The following is an 18,191-nucleotide window of genomic DNA, read 5'->3' on the forward strand; positions in this document are numbered from 1 at the left end:
GAGGCGGAGTATACCTTTATTACCCGGCTCTGTCCCGCGATGGCGAGCAATGGCGACGCTGACGGTCATTTGCGAGGCCTAGTTTAATATATTGAACATGGATCACACCACAAGCTTTGCGTCGGGTCGAGGGCATTTCGTGCCGCGAGTGTTAACAAAATGTAGCGATTTCCGTGTTTCACGTTGAAAAGATGAAGATTCTGCATAGCGCGATTGACACAACGGGAATAGACTGGGACGACACTTTACCGAAGATGCGAAAGGTTTTTTATGACACAACAGCCCCAAGCCAAATACCGCCACGACTATCGTGCGCCGGAGTATCTGATTAGCGATATCGATTTGACCTTTGACCTGGATGCCGCAAAAACCGTTGTTACGGCCGAGAGCAAGGTCTCCCGCCACGCGGCAGCGTCTGATGTGCCATTGCGCCTGGACGGCGAAGATCTGACCCTGATTTCGCTGCAGGTGAACGGACAGCCGTGGAGCGACTATAAAGAAGAAAACAATCAGCTGGTGATCGGCGGCCTGCCGGAGCATTTCACCCTGACCATCGTCAATGAGATCAGCCCGGCGGCGAACACCGCGCTGGAAGGCCTGTATCAGTCAGGCGAAGCGCTGTGCACCCAGTGTGAAGCGGAAGGTTTCCGCCACATCACCTGGTATCTGGACCGTCCGGACGTGCTGGCGCGCTTTACCACCAAAATTATCGCCGATAAAGCCAAATATCCGTTCCTGCTCTCCAACGGCAACCGTATGGCGGAAGGGGAACTGGAGAACGGTCGTCACTGGGTACAGTGGCAGGATCCATTCCCGAAACCGTGCTACCTGTTTGCGCTGGTGGCCGGTGATTTCGACGTCCTGCGCGACACTTTTACCACCCGCTCCGGGCGTGAAGTGGCGCTGGAGCTGTACGTCGATCGCGGCAATCTCGACCGCGCGCCGTGGGCGATGACGTCGCTGAAAAACTCCATGAAATGGGATGAGGAGCGCTTTGGCCTCGAGTATGACCTCGACATCTATATGATTGTCGCCGTCGACTTCTTTAATATGGGTGCCATGGAGAACAAAGGGCTGAACGTCTTTAACTCCAAATATGTCCTGGCGCGGACCGATACCGCCACCGATAAAGACTACCTTGATATTGAGCGGGTGATTGGTCATGAGTATTTCCATAACTGGACCGGCAACCGCGTTACCTGCCGCGACTGGTTCCAGCTCAGCCTGAAAGAGGGGCTGACCGTGTTCCGCGATCAGGAGTTCAGCTCCGACCTCGGCTCGCGGGCGGTGAACCGCATCAACAACGTGCGCACTATGCGCGGGCTACAGTTTGCCGAAGACGCCAGCCCGATGGCGCACCCGATCCGCCCGGATATGGTTATCGAGATGAACAACTTCTACACCCTGACGGTCTACGAAAAGGGCGCCGAAGTGATCCGCATGCTGCACACTCTGCTGGGTGAAGAAAACTTCCAGAAAGGGATGCAGCTCTATTTTGAACGTCATGACGGCAGCGCCGCCACCTGCGACGATTTCGTCCAGGCGATGGAAGATGCCTCGAACGTCGATCTGTCGCACTTCCGCCGCTGGTACAGCCAGTCCGGTACGCCGATTGTCACCGTCCATGACGACTATAACCCGGAAACCGAGCAGTATACGCTGACCATCAGCCAGCGCACGCCGCCGACCGCCGAGCAGGCCGAGAAGCAGCCGCTGCATATCCCGTTTGCCATCGAGCTGTACGATAACGAAGGTAAGGTGATCCCCCTGCAGAAGGGCGGCCATCCGCTGCACCCGGTGCTTAATGTGACTCAGGCTGAGCAGACCTTCGTCTTTGATAATGTCTATTTCCAGCCGGTACCGGCCCTGCTGTGCGAGTTTTCAGCACCGGTGAAACTGGAATACAAGTGGAGCGATCAGCAGCTCACCTTCCTGATGCGCCATGCGCGGAATGATTTCTCGCGATGGGATGCGGCGCAGAGTCTGCTGGCGACCTACATCAAGCTGAACGTTAACCGTCATCAGCAGGGACAGCCGCTGTCGCTGCCGGTGCACGTGGCGGACGCCTTCCGCGCGATTCTGCTCGACGAGAAGATTGACCCGGCGCTGGCCGCCGAGATCTTAACCCTGCCGTCGGCCAACGAAATCGCCGAGATGTTCGCCATTATCGATCCTATCGCCATCGCCACCGTGCGCGAGGCGCTCACCCGCACCCTGGCGAACGAGCTGGCGGACGAATTCCTCGCGGTATATAACGCCAATAAGCTCGACAGCTACCGGGTGGAGCATGCCGATATCGGTAAGCGCGCCCTGCGCAATACCTGCCTGCGCTATCTGGCGTTCGCAGAACCGACGCTGGGCGATAAGCTGGTGGCGGCGCAGTATCACCAAGCGGATAACATGACCGACGCGCTGGCCGCGCTGTCGGCGGCGGTTGCCGCTGAGCTGCCGTGCCGCGATGCGCTGATGCAGGGGTATGACGACAAATGGCATCAGGACGGCCTGGTGATGGACAAGTGGTTTATCCTGCAGTCCACCAGCCCGGCGGCCAATGTGGTCGAAACGGTACGCGGTCTGCTGAACCATCGTTCGTTCAGCATGAGCAACCCGAACCGCGTGCGGTCGCTCATCGGCGCTTTCGCCAGCAGCAACCCGGCGGCGTTCCATGCGGAAGACGGCAGCGGCTACCAGTTCCTGGTGGAGATGCTGACCGAGCTTAACCAGCGCAACCCGCAGGTCGCATCGCGACTGATTGAGCCGTTGATTCGCCTCAAGCGTTACGATGAGAAACGCCAGGCGCTGATGCGCGCCGCGCTGGAGCAGCTGAAGGGTCTGAAGGATCTCTCAGGCGATCTGTACGAGAAAATCAGTAAGGCGCTGGCGTAAAAGTGGCGTAAACCCGGATTGCGGCGCACATTGCGCCCTGTCCGGGTTACCTGGTGCCGCGGTGATGTTGTCGGGTGGCGCGATGCTTACCCGGCTTATAAAACCTGCAAAACAGCGCCGATTGTCGGCCCGCGCAAGCGGAGCGCCGCCGGGCAGGAGAGGTTTGGGGGCGTATCCGCCTTTGTGCCGGATGGCGGCTTCGCCTTATCCTGCCTACTTTCTATACCTCTATTTTGTCAGGTGGGGCGATGCTTACCCGGTCTGGAATACGCGGCTGACTTGTCGTTGGTCGCCCAACTAAGCAAAGCGCGAGCCGGGGACATGTCGGATGACGATATGCCCCCGTTCTGACAGCAGACCGTTACTACGGTCAGCCATGACTAAATAAACGCGGCACGCTCTCGCTCTTGCCGCGCTTCATCACCCGATCCAGTACCTCCGCCTCCAGCTCGGCCAGCTTCGCCGAACCGGTGCGCCGCGGTCGCGGAATATCCACGTTCAAATCGAGACCGATCTTCTTCTCTTCAATTAACAGCACCCGGTCGGCCATCGCCACCGCTTCGCTGACGTCGTGGGTCACCAGCAGGACCGTAAAGCCATGCTCCTGCCACAGGGAGACGATCAGCTCCTGCATCTCCAGACGGGTGAGGGCGTCCAGCGCCCCCAGCGGCTCGTCCAGCAATAGCAGGCGCGGGCGATGGATCAGGGCGCGGGCCAGCGCAACGCGCTGCTTTTGCCCGCCCGACAGCGCCGCCGGCCACTCCTGCGCGCGACTCTCGAGTCCGACGCTGGCCAGTGCCTGCAGGGCGGCTTCGCGCCAGGCGCCTTTTAACCCCAGCCCCACGTTATCAATCACCGTTTTCCACGGCAGCAGGCGCGCATCCTGAAACATCATCCGGGTGTCGTCCTGGATCGCCGCCAGCGGCGTTGCGCCCGCCAGCAGCTCGCCAGCGTTCGGGGTTTCCAGGCCCGCCAGCAGGCGCAGCAGGGTACTTTTGCCGCCGCCGCTGCGGCCCACCACCGCCACAAACTGGCCGCTGGGGATATGCAGATCCAGCTCGTTAAGAATGGTGTTGTCGCCATAGCGTTTAGTCACCCCGTTCAGCAGCAGCGGGATACCTGGGTTTAGACGGGCAGTGTTCATGCGTTCGCCTCCTGAAGATGATACGCCGGGTTCCAGCGCAGCCAGAGCCGCTCCAGCAGCTGGGCGCTGACGTCGGCCAGTTTGCCAAGAATGGCGTAAAGAATGATGGCGACCACCACCACGTCGGTTTGCAGAAATTCACGCGCATTCATCGCCAGGTAGCCGATACCGGCGTTCGCCGAGATGGTTTCGGCGACAATAAGCGTCAGCCACATCAGACCGAGGGCGAAACGCACGCCGACCATAATCGAGGGTAGGGCGCCGGGCAAAATCACGTGACGGAAAAGAGCAAAGCCGGATAAACCATAGCTGCGCGCCATCTCCACCAGTCCACGGTCGATATTGCGGATCCCGTGCCAGGTGTTGATATAGATCGGGAACAGGGTGCCCAGCGATACGAGGAAGATCTTGGCGGTCTCATCGATGCCGAACCACAAGATCACCAGCGGGATCAGCGCCAGATGCGGCACATTGCGCAGCATCTGGATCGACGTGTCCAGCAGGCGCTCGCCCCAGCGTGACAGACCGCTGATCAGGCCTAGCACCAGCCCTATGGAGCCGCCGATGGCGAAGCCGACCAGCGCCCGCCACGAGCTAATGGCCAGATGCTGCCACAGCTCACCGCTGGCCGAGAGCGTCCAGAACGCTTTCAATACGCCCTCCGGCGAGGGCAGCACCCGCGTCGACAGCCAGCCGACGGACGAGGCCAGCTGCCAGACAATGACCGTTCCCACCGGCAGCAGCCAGGGGGCGAGGCGTAATAACAGGGGATGGGTTGATTTTGCCATCACGACCTCCTCAGCTCTGCGCCACTTTACGCGGGATAAACTCGTTAGCGACGGCTTCTCCCTGCAGGCGCAGGCTTTGCGGCTGCGGGACAGACGGCACCGCGACGTCGAGCAGCGGGAACAGCAGCTCGCCGACCCGATACGCCTCTTCCAGATGCGGATAACCGGAGAAAATAAAGCTATCGATACCCAGCGCGGCGTACTCATTGATCCGTTCGGCCACGGTGGCGGCATCGCCCACCAGCGCGGTCCCGGCGCCGCCGCGCGCTAAACCGACGCCAGCCCACAGGTTGGGGCTGATTTCCAGCTTATCGCGTCGGCCATTGTGCAGGGCCGCCATCCGCTGCTGGCCGACGGAGTCGGTTCTGGCGAAGGCTGCCTGGGCGCGGGCGATAGTCTCATCATCAAGATGAGAGATAAGGCTGTCCGCTGCCTGCCAGGCTTCCTCATTGGTTTCCCGCACGATCACATGCAGGCGGATGCCGAAACGCACCCGGCGACCGTGCCGGGCGGCTTTCTCCCGCACCTGAGCAATTTTCTCTGCCACCTGGGCCGGTGGTTCCCCCCAGGTAAGATAGAGATCGACCTGCTCAGCGGCCAGATCCTGCGCCACCTCAGACGAGCCGCCGAAATAGAGCGGCGGACGCGGCTGCTGGAGCGGCGGAAACAGCAGTTTAGCGTCGCGAACGCGCTGATGCTTACCGTTAAAGGTGACAGTTTCCCCTTCCATCAGCTTGCGCCAGATGTGGGTAAATTCAGCCGAGGCCTCATAGCGCTCGGTGTGGTCGAGGAAGACACCGTCGCCAGCCAGCTCGGCGGGATCGCTGCCGGTGACCAGATTGAACAGCGCCCGGCCGTTTGACAGTCGGTCCAGGGTCGCCGCCTGGCGCGCGGCCACCGTCGGCGACACCACGCTTGGCCTGAGGGCGACAAGAAATTTCAGCCGCTGCGTTACCGGGATCATCGAGGCCGCAACCAGCCAGGCATCTTCACATGAGCGCCCGGTCGGGATCAGCACGCCGGTGAACCCCAGCCGATCCGCCGTCTGCGCGATTTGCTGCAGATAGCCATAATCGACCGGACGGGCTCCCTCTTCGGTACCCAGATAACGACCATCACCATGGGTCGGTAAAAACCAGAACATATTCAGACTCATGATTTCGCTCCTTGTGCGGCGGCGGGCTGCCAGATGCGGGCCCGGATATCAACTTTTTTCGGCACCAGCTTGTTCTCATAGAACAGGTCGGCCGTCTGCTGCTGGCGAGCGGCGGTTTCGGCGCTCACCGGGGTAACCGAGGTGGGGGGACGATGGTCCAGGTAGCTGGCGATCACCGCCTCCGGTAACCCCATCGTTTTCGCCAGCAGCGTAATGCTTTGCGCGCGCTGGCTATGGGTCAGGGCATCGGCCTGCGTAAAGGTATCGAGTACACCCTCAATAAAGGCGCCATTGCGTTCAGCGTAAGGGCGGGAAGCGAGATAGAAGGATCCTGTCTGTTTCAGGTCGGTTCCGTCGGTTAGCACCCGGGCGCCGCCCTGCAGCAGCGCGGCGGAGTAATACGGATCCCAGATCGCCCAGGCGTCGACATTGCCCTGCTGGAAGGCGGCTCGCGCATCGGCGGGGGCGAGATAGACCGGCTGAATGTCGCTAAACTTCAAACCTGCCAGCTGCAGGGCGCGCAGTAGCAGATTGTGGGAGCTGGAGCCTTTCTGAAAAGCGACCTTTTTTCCTTTCAGCTCAGCAACGTTATGAATCGGGCTGCCCTGCGCCACCAGAATCACTTCCGCTTTGGGCTTGGGCGGTTCCGAACCGATATACACCAGATCGGCGCCCGCCGCCTGCGCAAAGATAGGCGGAATGTCGCCAGTGCTGCCGATATCGATGCTGCCAACGTTCAGCGCCTCCAGCATCTGCGGACCGGCCGGGAATTCTATCCACGAGATATGGGTCTTTGGGTAGCGCTGCTCCAGCAGCTGATGGCTTTTCGCCAGCACCATGCTGACGCTGCCTTTCTGATAACCGATGCGCAGGGCGTCAGGCGCCGCCGGGGCGGCGTGGCCCAGGGTGGAAAAGAGTAGCAGTCCGCCGAGGGTCAGAGCGCGGAGAGGATTAAGCATGTTCCACCCCACGCAGAGACGTTAATGACGGCGCGCGGCTGCTGGGGCGGTGCAGCGCCTGCCAGAAGGTCTCGAGGGCTTCATCGAGGCGCCGCTGCAGGTTCGGGGTAAACTGCGGCTTGTGCTGGTAATCGGTCACCTGGCTGTCGTCGGCGAAGACGCCGTGGAGGATCTCCTGAGCCTTGAGGGCATTCAGCACCGGCTTCAGGGCGTAGTCCACCGCCAGCATGTGGGCGATGGTGCCGCCGGTGGCCAGCGGCAGTACGATTTTGCCCTCCAGCGCCCGCTCAGGAAGCAGGTCGAGCAGCGTTTTCAGGGCGCCGGAAAACGAGGCTTTATACACCGGCGTGGCGATGATCAAGCCGTCAGCCCCGACAAGCTGCTCATTGAGCGTCTGCAGCGCCGGGTTGTCAAAGCGAGCGTAGAGAAGGTCTTCCGGGGCAAAGTTCTGCAGATGCCAGTGGCAGACTTCGATATCGGCGGCGGTGAGCGTCTCTCTGGCATATTCCAGCAGGGCGCTGGAACGGGAAGGGTAACGCGGGCTGCCCGCAAGCGTAATGACGCGCATCTCTCTCTCCTTATAACTAAATGTTTGCATTTATCTATAATTGATAACATTTATAGTGAGTGTGACAGAGGGCCATTATTTCCCTAAATGATTTATCCACCGTTAGATAGCCGAAAAGCGCATAACGGCGCGCGGGGAGGTAATCGTTTGCGCTGATGGGGGATTTTTTGTCGCAGGTCAATTCCCTTTCCGCAACAGATCGCACATAATACGCCCCCGGTTTGCACACCGGGAATCCAGGAGAGTTCATGTACTACCCCTTCGTTCGTAAAGCCCTTTTTCAGCTCGATCCTGAGCGCGCTCATGAAGTTACTTTTCAACAATTACGCCGTGTCACCGGGACGCCGCTGGAAATCCTGGTTCGCCAGAAGGTGCCGGCCAGGCCTGTCACCTGCATGGGGCTGACCTTTAAAAACCCGCTGGGTCTGGCGGCCGGGCTGGATAAAAACGGGGAATGCATTGACGCGCTGGGCGCGATGGGTTTTGGCTCCATTGAGATCGGCACCGTGACGCCGCGTCCGCAGCCGGGCAACGATAAGCCAAGGATCTTCCGTCTGGTGGATGCTGAGGGGTTGATCAACCGCATGGGCTTTAATAACCATGGCGTCGATAACCTGGTCGAGAACGTGAAAAAGGCGCATTTTGACGGCGTGCTGGGCATCAATATCGGTAAAAATAAAGATACGCCGGTTGAGCACGGGAAAGATGATTACCTGATTTGTATGGAAAAAGTCTATCCCTACGCTGGCTATATCGCCATTAATATCTCCTCGCCGAACACCCCGGGGCTGCGCACGCTGCAATACGGCGAAGCGCTCGACGATTTACTCTCCGGTATTAAAAATAAGCAGCTTGAGCTGCAGCAGAAGCATCAAAAATATGTTCCGGTCGCCGTGAAGATCGCGCCGGATCTTTTGCCTGAGGAATTGATCCAGGTTGCCGATAGCCTCGTGCGTCATAATATTGATGGGGTGATTGCCACCAATACTACTCTCGATCGTTCTCTGGTCCAGGGAATGAAACATTGCGATGAGACCGGCGGGCTTAGCGGTCGTCCATTACAATTAAAGAGTACCGAAATTATTCGCATGCTCTCCGCAGAGTTGAATGGCCGTTTGCCTATCATTGGCGTGGGCGGTATTGATTCCGTGATTGCCGCGCGGGAAAAGATGGCCGCTGGGGCATCGCTGGTGCAGATTTATTCCGGATTTATTTTTAAAGGTCCGCCGCTGATTAAAGAAATTGTTACCCACATCTAATCTTTTACCCCTTTGAATCCCCCCAGGGCTTTATTTCCGGCCCTGGTTGTTTTATATTCCCTCACTGTTGCTTATTTAAACATTTTAGACTTTTCTTAATTTTAGAAAATATTCTGCGGTAAGTCGCAACAGCTTTGCAGAGGCGTATGAAAGGGGACAGGGGGAAAAATGCGGATTAAACCTGACGATAACTGGCGTTGGTATTACGATGAAGAGCACGACCGCATGATGCTCGATCTGGCCAATGGCATGTTATTTCGCTCGCGCTTCGCCCGGCGCATGCTGACGCCGGACGCCTTTGCCCCATCGGGATTCTGCGTTGATGACGCCGCGCTCTATTTCTCTTTTGAAGAAAAATGTCGCGATCTCGAGCTATCGAAAGAGCAGCGTGCGGAATTAGTCCTTAACGCGCTCACCGCCATCCGTTTTCTCAAACCGCAGATGCCGAAAAGCTGGCACTTTATCGCCCATACCCATCACTGGCAGCCGAGCGGCGGCGACGCGGCCTGCGTCTGGCTGAGCGATACCGGCGAGCAGGTGAATTTACTGGTGGTGGAGCCGGGCGATAATGCCGCGCTCTGTCTGTTGGCTCAGCCGGGTCTTACGCTTGCCGGCCGGGTTATGCAGCTGGGCGATGTCATTAAAATCATGAACGACAGGCTGCAGCCGGCGCAGAGCGCGGTCAGCTACAGCCTGGGGCAGGCGGTTTAAGGCGCCAGGCGCAGCGCCGTTTTCGGCACGCAGCTGCAGGCGAGAATGGTGCCATCTCCGGCGACCGCGTTTTTCTTTAACGGACTCACTTCCCCCTCTTCAAGACGGATGCGGCAGCTGCCGCAGATCCCCGCCCGACACGAGTAGGGTACGCGAATGCCCTGTTGCTCCAGTTGTTCCAGCAGCACCTGCTGGTTATTGCCGGTAAATTGTTGACCCTGCCATTCAATGGCAACCGTGGCCTGCTGCTGCGCCTCGGGAGCCGGGGTATCGTCGCTTTCGCCGGCGCCGTAGGCTTTCGCCGGGCCGCGGGCGAGGATTTCCACTTCATCCCCCACCCGGATCACGCCGCTGTTACGGGCAATCAGGTTCTGACCAAAGTCGACTTCGCCATTATCCTGCGCGGTGCGGAAGCGCTTTAAAGTTTCCAGCGGCTCTCCGCTGGGATGCTTCTGCCCGCGCTCCGGACTGACGGTGGTAAAAATGCAGCGGCTGCACGGTTTGGCGACGTCAAATACCACCTCGCCGACGCGGATCACTTTCCAGCTGTCTTCATCCCAGGCCGCCGCGCCGGTGACCACGAGATTAGGGCGAAACTGTTCTATGCTTACGCTGGCCGGGCAGCGCTGCTGCAGATCGCGCAGGGAGGCCTCGTTCGCCAGCAGGTAAGGGTAGCCGTCGGCGAAGGAGAGCGGTACCGCATCGTGGCGCTTCACCCGGCGGGTTAACTGTGGCCCCAGCCAGCGCAGCTGGACATCGCGATTGAAAAAGCCGCTGAGCCACTGATTAACCGCTTCAGGCGCTATAAGGGCGGTAAAATGGTTGCCCCAGACTTCTGTCGGTTCGGCCTGAGGGGCGAAATCGTTAAAACGCACCACGGCGCTGCTGCCGTCCGGTGCGGTCAGGTGAAGGCCATCATGCAGCGGCGCCGGAATAAATTTCACCATTTGCGGAAACTGACGGGCGGTAATAAAGGTGCCGTCGGTTTCGGTGACCATAAACAGGCGATCGAAGGCCAGGCCGCTGATATCGGCAAAGGCGTGGGTCAGGCCTATGCCGCGCATGGATTTAACGGGATGAATAAAAAGACGCGAGAGCGTTACCATACGCTGCCTCCGGGTTCCAAAAATAAGCCTATAACTTTATGACATAGGGCACATATTGGCTATAATGCGCACCAATTTTCTTTAAGTAAAAGTGACGATATGAATTCTCTGTTTGCCAGTACGGCTCGTGGGCTGGAAGAGCTGTTAAAAACTGAACTGGAAGGGCTTGGCGCGACGGACTGCCAGGTAGTCCAGGGCGGGGTCCATTTTCAGGGGGATACGCGCCTGCTGTATCAGAGCCTGATGTGGAGCCGGCTGGCTTCGCGCATCATGCTGCCGCTGGGCGAGTGTCGCGTATACAGCGATCTGGATCTGTACCTCGGCGTACAGGCCATTCCGTGGACGGAGATGTTCAACCCTGGCGCCACCTTCGCGGTGCATTTTAGCGGTCTCAATGAGGAGATCCGCAACAGCCAGTACGGCGCGCTGAAGGTCAAAGACGCTATTGTCGACAGCTTCACCCGTAAGAATCTGCCGCGCCCGAACGTCGATCGTGAGTCGCCCGATCTGCGGATCAACGTCTGGCTGAACAAAGAGACGGCGCACATCTCGCTGGATCTGAGCGGCGAAGGCCTGCACCTGCGCGGCTACCGCGATGGCACCGGTATGGCGCCGATCAAAGAAAACCTCGCGGCGGCGATCGTGATGCGCTCCGGCTGGGTGCCGGGCACCCCGCTGCTCGATCCGATGTGCGGCTCCGGTACCCTGCTGATTGAGGCGGCGATGCTGGCGACCGACCGCGCGCCGGGCCTGCACCGCGGCCACTGGGGCTTCGGCGGCTGGGCACAGCACGACGACGTCATCTGGAAAGAAGTGAAAGCGGAAGCGCAAACCCGCGCCCGTCAGGGACTGGCTTCATATGGTTCACGCTTCTATGGATCCGATGTCGACGCACGCGTCATTGACCGCGCCCGCCGCAACGCCCGTCGGGCCGGCATCGGCGAGCTGATCGATTTTGAAGTCAAAGACGTCGCCCAGCTGAATAATCCGCTGCCGAAAGGCCCGTACGGCACCGTGATCAGCAACCCGCCGTACGGCGAGCGTCTGGAAAGCGAGCCGGCGCTGATCGCCCTGCACAGCTTGCTGGGCCGGATCATGAAAAGTCAGTTTGGCGGCTGGAACCTGTCGGTGTTCAGCGCCTCGCCGGAGCTGTTAAGCTGCCTGCAGCTGCGCGCCGACAAACAGTTTAAAGCCAAGAACGGCCCGCTGGACTGCGTGCAGAAGAATTATCACCTGGCAGAGAGCGAAGGCGGCAAGCCGGCGATGCTGGCGGAAGATTTTGCTAACCGTCTGCGTAAGAACCTGAAGAAGTTTGAAAAATGGGCCCGTCAGGAAGGCATTGAATGCTATCGCCTGTACGATGCTGACCTGCCGGAATACAACGTGGCCATCGATCGCTACGCCGACTGGGTGGTGGTCCAGGAGTATGCCCCGCCGAAAACCGTCGATGCGCACAAAGCGCGCCAGCGCCTGTTCGATATTATCGCCGCGACTATCGCGGTGTTAGGAATCGCGCCGAACAAGCTGGTGCTGAAGACCCGCGAGCGGCAAAAGGGGAAAAATCAGTATCAGAAGATGGCGGAGAAAGGCGACTTTATCGAGGTGCAGGAGTACAACGCGCGTCTGTGGGTCAACCTCACCGACTACCTGGATACCGGTCTGTTCCTCGACCACCGGATCGCCCGCCGTATGCTTGGCCAGATGAGCAAAGGCAAGGATTTCCTCAACCTGTTCTCCTATACCGGCAGCGCCAGCGTCCACGCCGGCCTCGGCGGCGCTCGCTCCACCACCACGGTGGATATGTCGCGCACCTATCTGGAGTGGGCGGAACGCAACCTGCGTCTCAATGGCCTGACCGGCCGCGCGCATCGCCTGATGCAGGCGGACGTCCTGGGCTGGCTGCGGGAGAGCACCGAGCAGTTCGATCTGATCTTTATCGATCCGCCGACCTTCTCCAACTCCAAACGAATGGAGGATGCTTTCGACGTCCAGCGCGATCACATTCGCCTGATGACCGATCTGAAACGTCTGCTGCGTAAAGGCGGCACCATTATGTTCTCGAATAACAAACGCGGTTTCCGTATGGATCATGACGGGCTGGCGGCGCTTGGCCTGAAGGCGCAAGAGATTTCGCAAAAAACGCTGTCGCAGGATTTTGCCCGCAACCGTCAGATCCACAACTGCTGGCTGATTACCGCAGCCTGAAAGGAATAAAGAATGTCACTGATTAGTATGCACGGCGCCTGGCTTTCCTTCAGCGATGCGCCGCTGCTGGATAATGCCGAGCTGCATATCGAAGATAACGAGCGCGTCTGCCTCGTCGGACGCAACGGCGCCGGTAAATCGACCCTGATGAAGATCCTCAATCGCGAGCAGGGGCTGGATGACGGGCGCATTATTTATGAACAGGATCTGATTGTGGCGCGTCTGCAGCAGGATCCGCCGCGTAATGTCGCTGGTACGGTGTACGATTTTGTCGCGGAAGGCATCGCCGAGCAGGCGGCCTACCTGAAGGCCTACCATGACGTATCACATCAGGTCATGACCGATCCGAGCGACAAAAATTTAAATGAACTGGCGCGCCTGCAGGAGCAGCTCGATAACCTGGGGCTGTGGCAGCTGGACAGCCGCATTAACGAAGTGATTGAGCAGCTTGGCCTTGACGCCAATGCGCAGCTGGCCTCCCTGTCCGGCGGCTGGCTGCGTAAAGCGGCGCTGGGCCGCGCGCTGGTCAGCGGGCCGCGCGTGCTGCTGCTCGATGAACCTACCAACCACCTGGATATCGAAACCATCGACTGGCTGGAAGGGTTCCTGAAAACCTTTAAAGGCACCATTATCTTTATTTCGCACGACCGCTCCTTTATCCGCAATATGGCGACGCGCATCGTCGACCTCGATCGCGGCAAGCTGGTGACCTACCCGGGCGATTACGATCAGTATCTGCTGGATAAAGAAGAAGCCCTGCGGGTTGAAGAACTGCAGAATGCGGAATTCGACCGCAAGCTCGCTCAGGAAGAAGTGTGGATCCGTCAGGGGATCAAAGCGCGCCGCACGCGTAACGAAGGCCGCGTTCGCGCCCTGAAGGCGATGCGTCGTGAGCGCGGCGAGCGCCGGGAAGTGATGGGCAGTGCCAGGATGCAGGTTGAAGAGGCTTCGCGCTCCGGCAAAATCGTTTTCGAAATGGAGAACGTCAACTATCAGGTTGATGGCAAAGTGCTGGTGAAAGATTTCTCCGCGCAGATCCAGCGCGGCGACAAGATTGCCCTGATTGGCCCCAACGGCTGCGGGAAAACCACGCTGCTGAAGCTGATGCTTGGCCAGCTGCAGGCCGACAGCGGGCGGATCCACGTCGGTACCAAACTGGAAGTCGCCTACTTCGACCAGCACCGCGCAGAGCTGGATCCGGACCGGACGGTGATGGATAACCTTGCGGAAGGTAAGCAGGAGGTGATGGTTAACGGTAAGCCGCGCCATGTGCTGGGCTATCTGCAGGACTTCCTGTTCCATCCGAAACGGGCGATGACTCCGGTGCGGGCGCTCTCTGGCGGGGAACGTAACCGCCTGCTGCTGGCGCGGCTGTTTTTGAAACCCAGCAACTTGTTGATTCTCGATGAACCGACAAACGACCTGGATGTCGAAACGCTGGAGCTGCTGGAAGAGCTGATCGATGGCTATCAGGGCACCGTGATGCTGGTGAGCCACGATCGTCAGTTCGTGGATAACACCGTAACCGAATGCTGGATCTTCGAAGGCGGCGGTCGCATCGGCCAGTATATCGGCGGCTATCACGACGCCCGCGGACAGCAGGCCCAGTCGTTGGCGCAGAAGCAGCCGGCAGCGAAAAAAACGTTGGAAGTCGCTCAGCCAAAAGCAGAAACTGTCAAACGCGGCGGGAACAAACTAAGCTATAACCTGCAGCGCGAGCTGGAACAGCTGCCGCAGAAGCTGGAAGCCCTCGAGGCCGAACTGCAGACGCTGCAGGAGCAGGTGGCCGATCCCGACTTCTTTGGACAACCGCACGATCGCACGCAGCAGGTGCTGGCAAAGCTGGCCGAAGCGGAACAGGCGCTGGAAGCGGCCTTTGAACGCTGGGAATATCTCGAAGGATTAAAGAACGGCGCCTGAGCCGAGGAGTTGTCATGTGCGATCATCATCATGCTGCGCGACATATTTTATGTCCCCAATGTGATTTGCTGGTGGCTTTGCCGCAGCTTGAGCATCGCCAGAAAGCCGCTTGTCCGCGCTGCGGTACAACATTAACCACCACGTGGGACGCGCCTCGCCAGCGTCCCACGGCGTATGCGCTGGTTGCGCTGTTTATGCTGCTGTTGGCCAACCTCTTTCCGTTCATCTATATGAAAGTGGGCGGGATCAGCAGCGAAATAGAGCTACTGGAAATTCCCAATGTGTTATTTACCGAGGATTACGCCAGCCTCGGCACTTTCTTTTTACTCTTTGTGCAGCTGGTACCGGCGTTTTGCCTGGTCACCATTCTGCTGCTGGTCAATCGGGTCAGAATGCCCGCTGGTCTCAAGGCGTTCCTTGCGCGTATTCTGTTCCACCTGAAAACCTGGGGCATGGCGGAGATCTTTCTTGCCGGCGTGCTGGTGAGCTTCGTCAAGCTGATGGCCTACGGCGATATCGGCATTGGTCTGAGTTTTGTGCCGTGGTGTATGTTTTGCCTGCTGCAGTTACGTACTTTTCAGTGCGTCGACCGCCGCTGGCTGTGGGATGATATCGCCCCCATGCCGGCCATTACCCAACCGCTGAAGGTCGGTGTGGCCGGTATCCGCCAGGGGCTGCGCTCCTGCGCGTGCTGCACGGCGGTGTTGCCGGCCGATCTGACGATCTGCCCGCGCTGTCACAGTAAAGGAACGGCGCGGCGTAAAAACAGCCTGCAGTGGACGCTGGCGCTGCTGGTGACCTCATTTATCCTTTATCTTCCTGCCAATATTATGCCGATCATGATCACCGATCTGTTGGGCGATAAAATGCCGTCGACCATTATGGCTGGGGTCGTTTTACTGTGGAGCGAAGGTTCTTATCCGGTGGCGCTGGTGATCTTTATCGCCAGTATTATGGTGCCGACGCTGAAGATGATCGCTATTGCCTGGCTGTGCTGGAACGCCAATGGCAACGGTGAGCGCGATTCGGAACGTATGCATCTGATCTATGAAGTGGTGGAATTTGTTGGCCGCTGGTCAATGATTGATGTTTTTGTCATCGCCGTACTCTCTGCGCTGGTGCGCATGGGAGGGTTGATGAATATCTATCCCGCTATCGGCGCGGTGATGTTTGCGCTGGTGGTGGTGATGACCATGTTTTCAGCCATGACGTTTGATCCCCGTTTACTGTGGGATCGTGAGCCAGATTCAAGCCATGAGGAAATACAACAACATGGAAAATAAGAGCGGAGAAGCGAAAGTGCAGAAGGTGAAGAACTGGTCACCGGTGTGGATCTTTCCTATCGTCACTGCGCTGATCGGGGCGTGGATCCTGTTCTATCATTACAGCCATCAGGGCCCTGAGGTCACGCTGATCACCACCAACGCGGAAGGGATTGAAGGGGGAAAAACCCGCATCAAGAGCCGCAGCGTGGACGTTGGGGTAGTGGAGAGCGCGACGCTGACCGACGATTTAACCCACGTGGAAATCAAAGCCCGCCTCAACTCAGGGATGCAGAAATTACTGCACAACGATTCCGTCTTTTGGGTGGTGAAACCGCAGGTAGGTCGCGAGGGGATCAGCGGTCTTGGGACATTGTTGTCCGGGGCCTATATTGAACTGCAGCCGGGGACGAAAGGTTCAGTGCCAGCGCAGTATCCGCTACTGGATTCTCCGCCGCTGGCCTCGCCGGATGCCAAGGGGATCCGTATTCTGCTGGAAAGCAGCAAGGCGGGGCAGCTGTCGCCGGGCGATCCGGTGCTGTTCCGCGGCTATCGCGTGGGGTCGGTGGAAACCAGCACCTTCGACACCCAGAAACGTCGTATCACTTATCAGTTGTTTATCAATGCGCCCAATGACCGCCTGGTGACCACCAATGTCCGCTTCTGGAAGGACAGCGGCATCGCTGTAGATTTGACTTCGGCGGGGATGCGCGTCGAGATGGGTTCGCTGTCGACGCTGTTTGGCGGCGGCGTGAGCTTCGATATTCCTGAAGGATTGGATCTCGGCGAGCCGGTGGCAAATAAAACGGAATACCATTTATTTGACGATCAGAAGAGCATCCAGGATTCGGTCTTTACCGAACATATTGACTATGTGATGTTCTTCAAAGACTCGGTTCGCGGCCTGCAGCCGGGCGCGCCGGTAGAGTTCCGCGGCATCCGTCTGGGAACCGTCGGCAAAGTGCCGTTCTTCATTCCCGGTCTGAAGCAGCGTTTGAACGACGATTATCGCATTCCGGTGGAAGTGCGGGTTGAACCGCAACGTCTGATTAACCAGCTGGGCGGCGATCCGAATATTCGTGCCCATATTGACGATCTGATCAACCGCGGACTGCGCGGCTCGCTGAAAACCGGTAACCTGGTGACCGGCGCGCTGTATATCGATCTCGACTTCTATCCGAAGGCGCCGCCGCGCGGGAAAATTCAGGAGTTTAACGGCTATCCGATTATCCCGACCATCAGCGGTGGTCTGGCGCAGATCCAGCAGCGTCTGATGGATGCGCTGGATAAGATTAATAACCTGCCGCTCAATCCGTTACTGGAGCAGGCGACCAGCACCCTGGCGCAGAGCGAGAAGACCATGCAGCACGTGCAGACCACGCTGGATAGTCTGAATAAGATCACCTCCAGCCAGTCGATGCAGCAGTTACCTGCGGATATGCAGACGACGCTGCGCGAGCTGAACCGCAGCATGCAGGGCTTCCAGCCGGGCTCCGCGGCCTACAATAAGATGGTGGCCGATATGCAGCGTCTGGATCAGGTGCTGCGTGAATTGCAGCCGGTCCTGAAAACGCTCAATGATAAGAGCAATGCGCTGGTATTTGAGGCGAAGGATAAAAAAGACCCACAGCCGAAGGGAGCGAAATAATGAAAAAATGGTTACTGGCGGCAGCCGTATGCGTGCTGACGGCGTGCAGTAGCGGCGGCGAAAGCAAAACGTATTACCAGCTGCCGGTGGCGCAGGGCGGCGCACAGAGCGCCGCCAGCCAGGGGGCGCGTCTGCTGTGGGTTGAGCAGGTCAGCATCCCGGATTACCTGGCGGGTAACGGGGTGGTCTATCAGACCACCGACGTGCAGTATGTGATCGCCAATAATAATCTGTGGGCCAGCCCACTGGACCAGCAGCTGCGCACCACGCTGGTGGCGAACCTGAGCCAACAGCTGCCGGGCTGGGTGGTGTCATCCCAGCCGCTGGGTAGCGAGCAGGATACGCTCAACGTCGCGGTCAATGGCTTTCACGGACGGTACGACGGGCGTGTTATCGTCAGCGGTGAGTGGCTGCTGAAGCATCAGGGACAGCTGATCAAGCGCCCGTTCAACATCGTGCTTAAGCAGGATAACGATGGTTATGACGCGATGGTCAAGACCCTGGCGCAGGCGTGGAGCCAGGAGGCGGCGGCCATTGCCAGCGAGCTTAACCGTCTGCCATAAGTAAAATTCATCACGC

13 protein-coding genes and 1 pseudogene are annotated in these 18,191 nt (G+C 58.7%); 8 read left to right on the forward strand and 6 right to left on the reverse strand.

Features of this window, described 5'->3' with window-relative positions; all coding sequences use genetic code 11:
• Positions 1-270 precede the first annotated feature (270 nt).
• Positions 271-2,886 (forward strand): aminopeptidase N, encoded by a 2,616-nt coding sequence (gene pepN, locus ABLU50_RS02955; protein ID WP_087832933.1) that lies wholly within the window; start codon positions 271-273, stop codon positions 2,884-2,886.
• Between the two features lie 370 nt (positions 2,887-3,256).
• Here pepN and ssuB read toward each other — a convergent pair whose 3' ends face one another.
• The 5 genes and pseudogenes from ssuB to ssuE form a co-directional block, all read right to left on the reverse strand.
• Positions 3,257-4,030 carry an aliphatic sulfonates ABC transporter ATP-binding protein gene (gene ssuB, locus ABLU50_RS02960; RefSeq protein ID WP_004201411.1) on the reverse strand — a complete coding sequence of 258 codons (774 nt, stop codon included), beginning with the start codon at positions 4,028-4,030 and terminating at the stop codon, positions 3,257-3,259.
• Positions 4,027-4,818 carry an aliphatic sulfonate ABC transporter permease SsuC gene (gene ssuC, locus ABLU50_RS02965; RefSeq protein ID WP_004201413.1) on the reverse strand — a complete coding sequence of 264 codons (792 nt, stop codon included), beginning with the start codon at positions 4,816-4,818 and terminating at the stop codon, positions 4,027-4,029. Before ssuC ends, ssuB begins: the two co-directional genes overlap by 4 nt.
• A 10-nt stretch (positions 4,819-4,828) precedes the next feature.
• Positions 4,829-5,974, reverse strand: coding sequence for an FMNH2-dependent alkanesulfonate monooxygenase (gene ssuD / locus ABLU50_RS02970; protein ID WP_004201414.1), 1,146 nt, complete (start codon positions 5,972-5,974; stop codon positions 4,829-4,831).
• A pseudogene (locus ABLU50_RS02975) lies at positions 5,934-6,933 on the reverse strand (sulfonate ABC transporter substrate-binding protein). The gene ssuD and the pseudogene ABLU50_RS02975 overlap by 41 nt, the downstream one beginning before the upstream one ends.
• Complete coding sequence (gene ssuE / locus ABLU50_RS02980; protein WP_087832934.1) at positions 6,926-7,501, reverse strand: NADPH-dependent FMN reductase; 576 nt, start codon at positions 7,499-7,501, stop codon at positions 6,926-6,928. The pseudogene ABLU50_RS02975 and the gene ssuE overlap by 8 nt, the downstream one beginning before the upstream one ends.
• A 248-nt stretch (positions 7,502-7,749) precedes the next feature.
• Between ssuE and pyrD the strand changes: the two genes are divergently transcribed.
• Positions 7,750-8,760, forward strand: a complete 1,011-nt coding sequence (gene pyrD, locus ABLU50_RS02985; RefSeq protein WP_004201417.1) for a quinone-dependent dihydroorotate dehydrogenase — start codon at positions 7,750-7,752, stop codon at positions 8,758-8,760.
• 168 nt (positions 8,761-8,928) lie between these two features.
• Positions 8,929-9,471 carry a cell division protein ZapC gene (zapC, locus tag ABLU50_RS02990; RefSeq protein ID WP_002898308.1) on the forward strand — a complete coding sequence of 181 codons (543 nt, stop codon included), beginning with the start codon at positions 8,929-8,931 and terminating at the stop codon, positions 9,469-9,471.
• On the opposite strand, the gene ABLU50_RS02995 is transcribed toward zapC, so the two are convergent.
• Positions 9,468-10,577, reverse strand: a complete 1,110-nt coding sequence (locus ABLU50_RS02995; RefSeq protein WP_087832935.1) for a YcbX family protein — start codon at positions 10,575-10,577, stop codon at positions 9,468-9,470. The genes zapC and ABLU50_RS02995 overlap by 4 nt on opposite strands.
• Positions 10,578-10,676: 99 nt before the next feature.
• Here ABLU50_RS02995 and rlmKL point away from each other — a divergent pair, with 99 nt between their 5' ends.
• From rlmKL to pqiC, 5 genes are read left to right on the forward strand one after another with little or no spacing between them, the layout of a single operon-like run.
• The gene (gene rlmKL / locus ABLU50_RS03000) at positions 10,677-12,782 is read left to right on the forward strand and encodes a bifunctional 23S rRNA (guanine(2069)-N(7))-methyltransferase RlmK/23S rRNA (guanine(2445)-N(2))-methyltransferase RlmL (RefSeq protein WP_057214199.1); all 2,106 of its coding nucleotides are present in this window, start codon (positions 10,677-10,679) and stop codon (positions 12,780-12,782) included.
• A 12-nt stretch (positions 12,783-12,794) separates the two neighbouring features.
• Positions 12,795-14,702 (forward strand): ABC transporter ATP-binding protein, encoded by a 1,908-nt coding sequence (locus tag ABLU50_RS03005; protein WP_004201421.1) that lies wholly within the window; start codon positions 12,795-12,797, stop codon positions 14,700-14,702.
• Between the two features lie 14 nt (positions 14,703-14,716).
• Entirely contained in the window at positions 14,717-15,985 is a 1,269-nt protein-coding gene (pqiA, locus tag ABLU50_RS03010; protein ID WP_004201422.1) for a membrane integrity-associated transporter subunit PqiA, read from the forward strand.
• A complete protein-coding gene (gene pqiB / locus ABLU50_RS03015; protein ID WP_004201423.1) occupies positions 15,975-17,612 on the forward strand; it encodes an intermembrane transport protein PqiB in 1,638 nt (545 codons plus the stop codon). The genes pqiA and pqiB overlap by 11 nt, the downstream gene beginning before the upstream one ends.
• Positions 17,612-18,175 carry a membrane integrity-associated transporter subunit PqiC gene (pqiC, locus tag ABLU50_RS03020; RefSeq protein WP_060656398.1) on the forward strand — a complete coding sequence of 188 codons (564 nt, stop codon included), beginning with the start codon at positions 17,612-17,614 and terminating at the stop codon, positions 18,173-18,175. The genes pqiB and pqiC overlap by 1 nt, the downstream gene beginning before the upstream one ends.
• Positions 18,176-18,191 lie beyond the last annotated feature (16 nt).

This window comes from Klebsiella sp. GG_Kp173, from assembly GCF_040062415.1.
GTDB classification, from domain to species: Bacteria; Pseudomonadota; Gammaproteobacteria; order Enterobacterales; family Enterobacteriaceae; genus Klebsiella; species Klebsiella quasipneumoniae.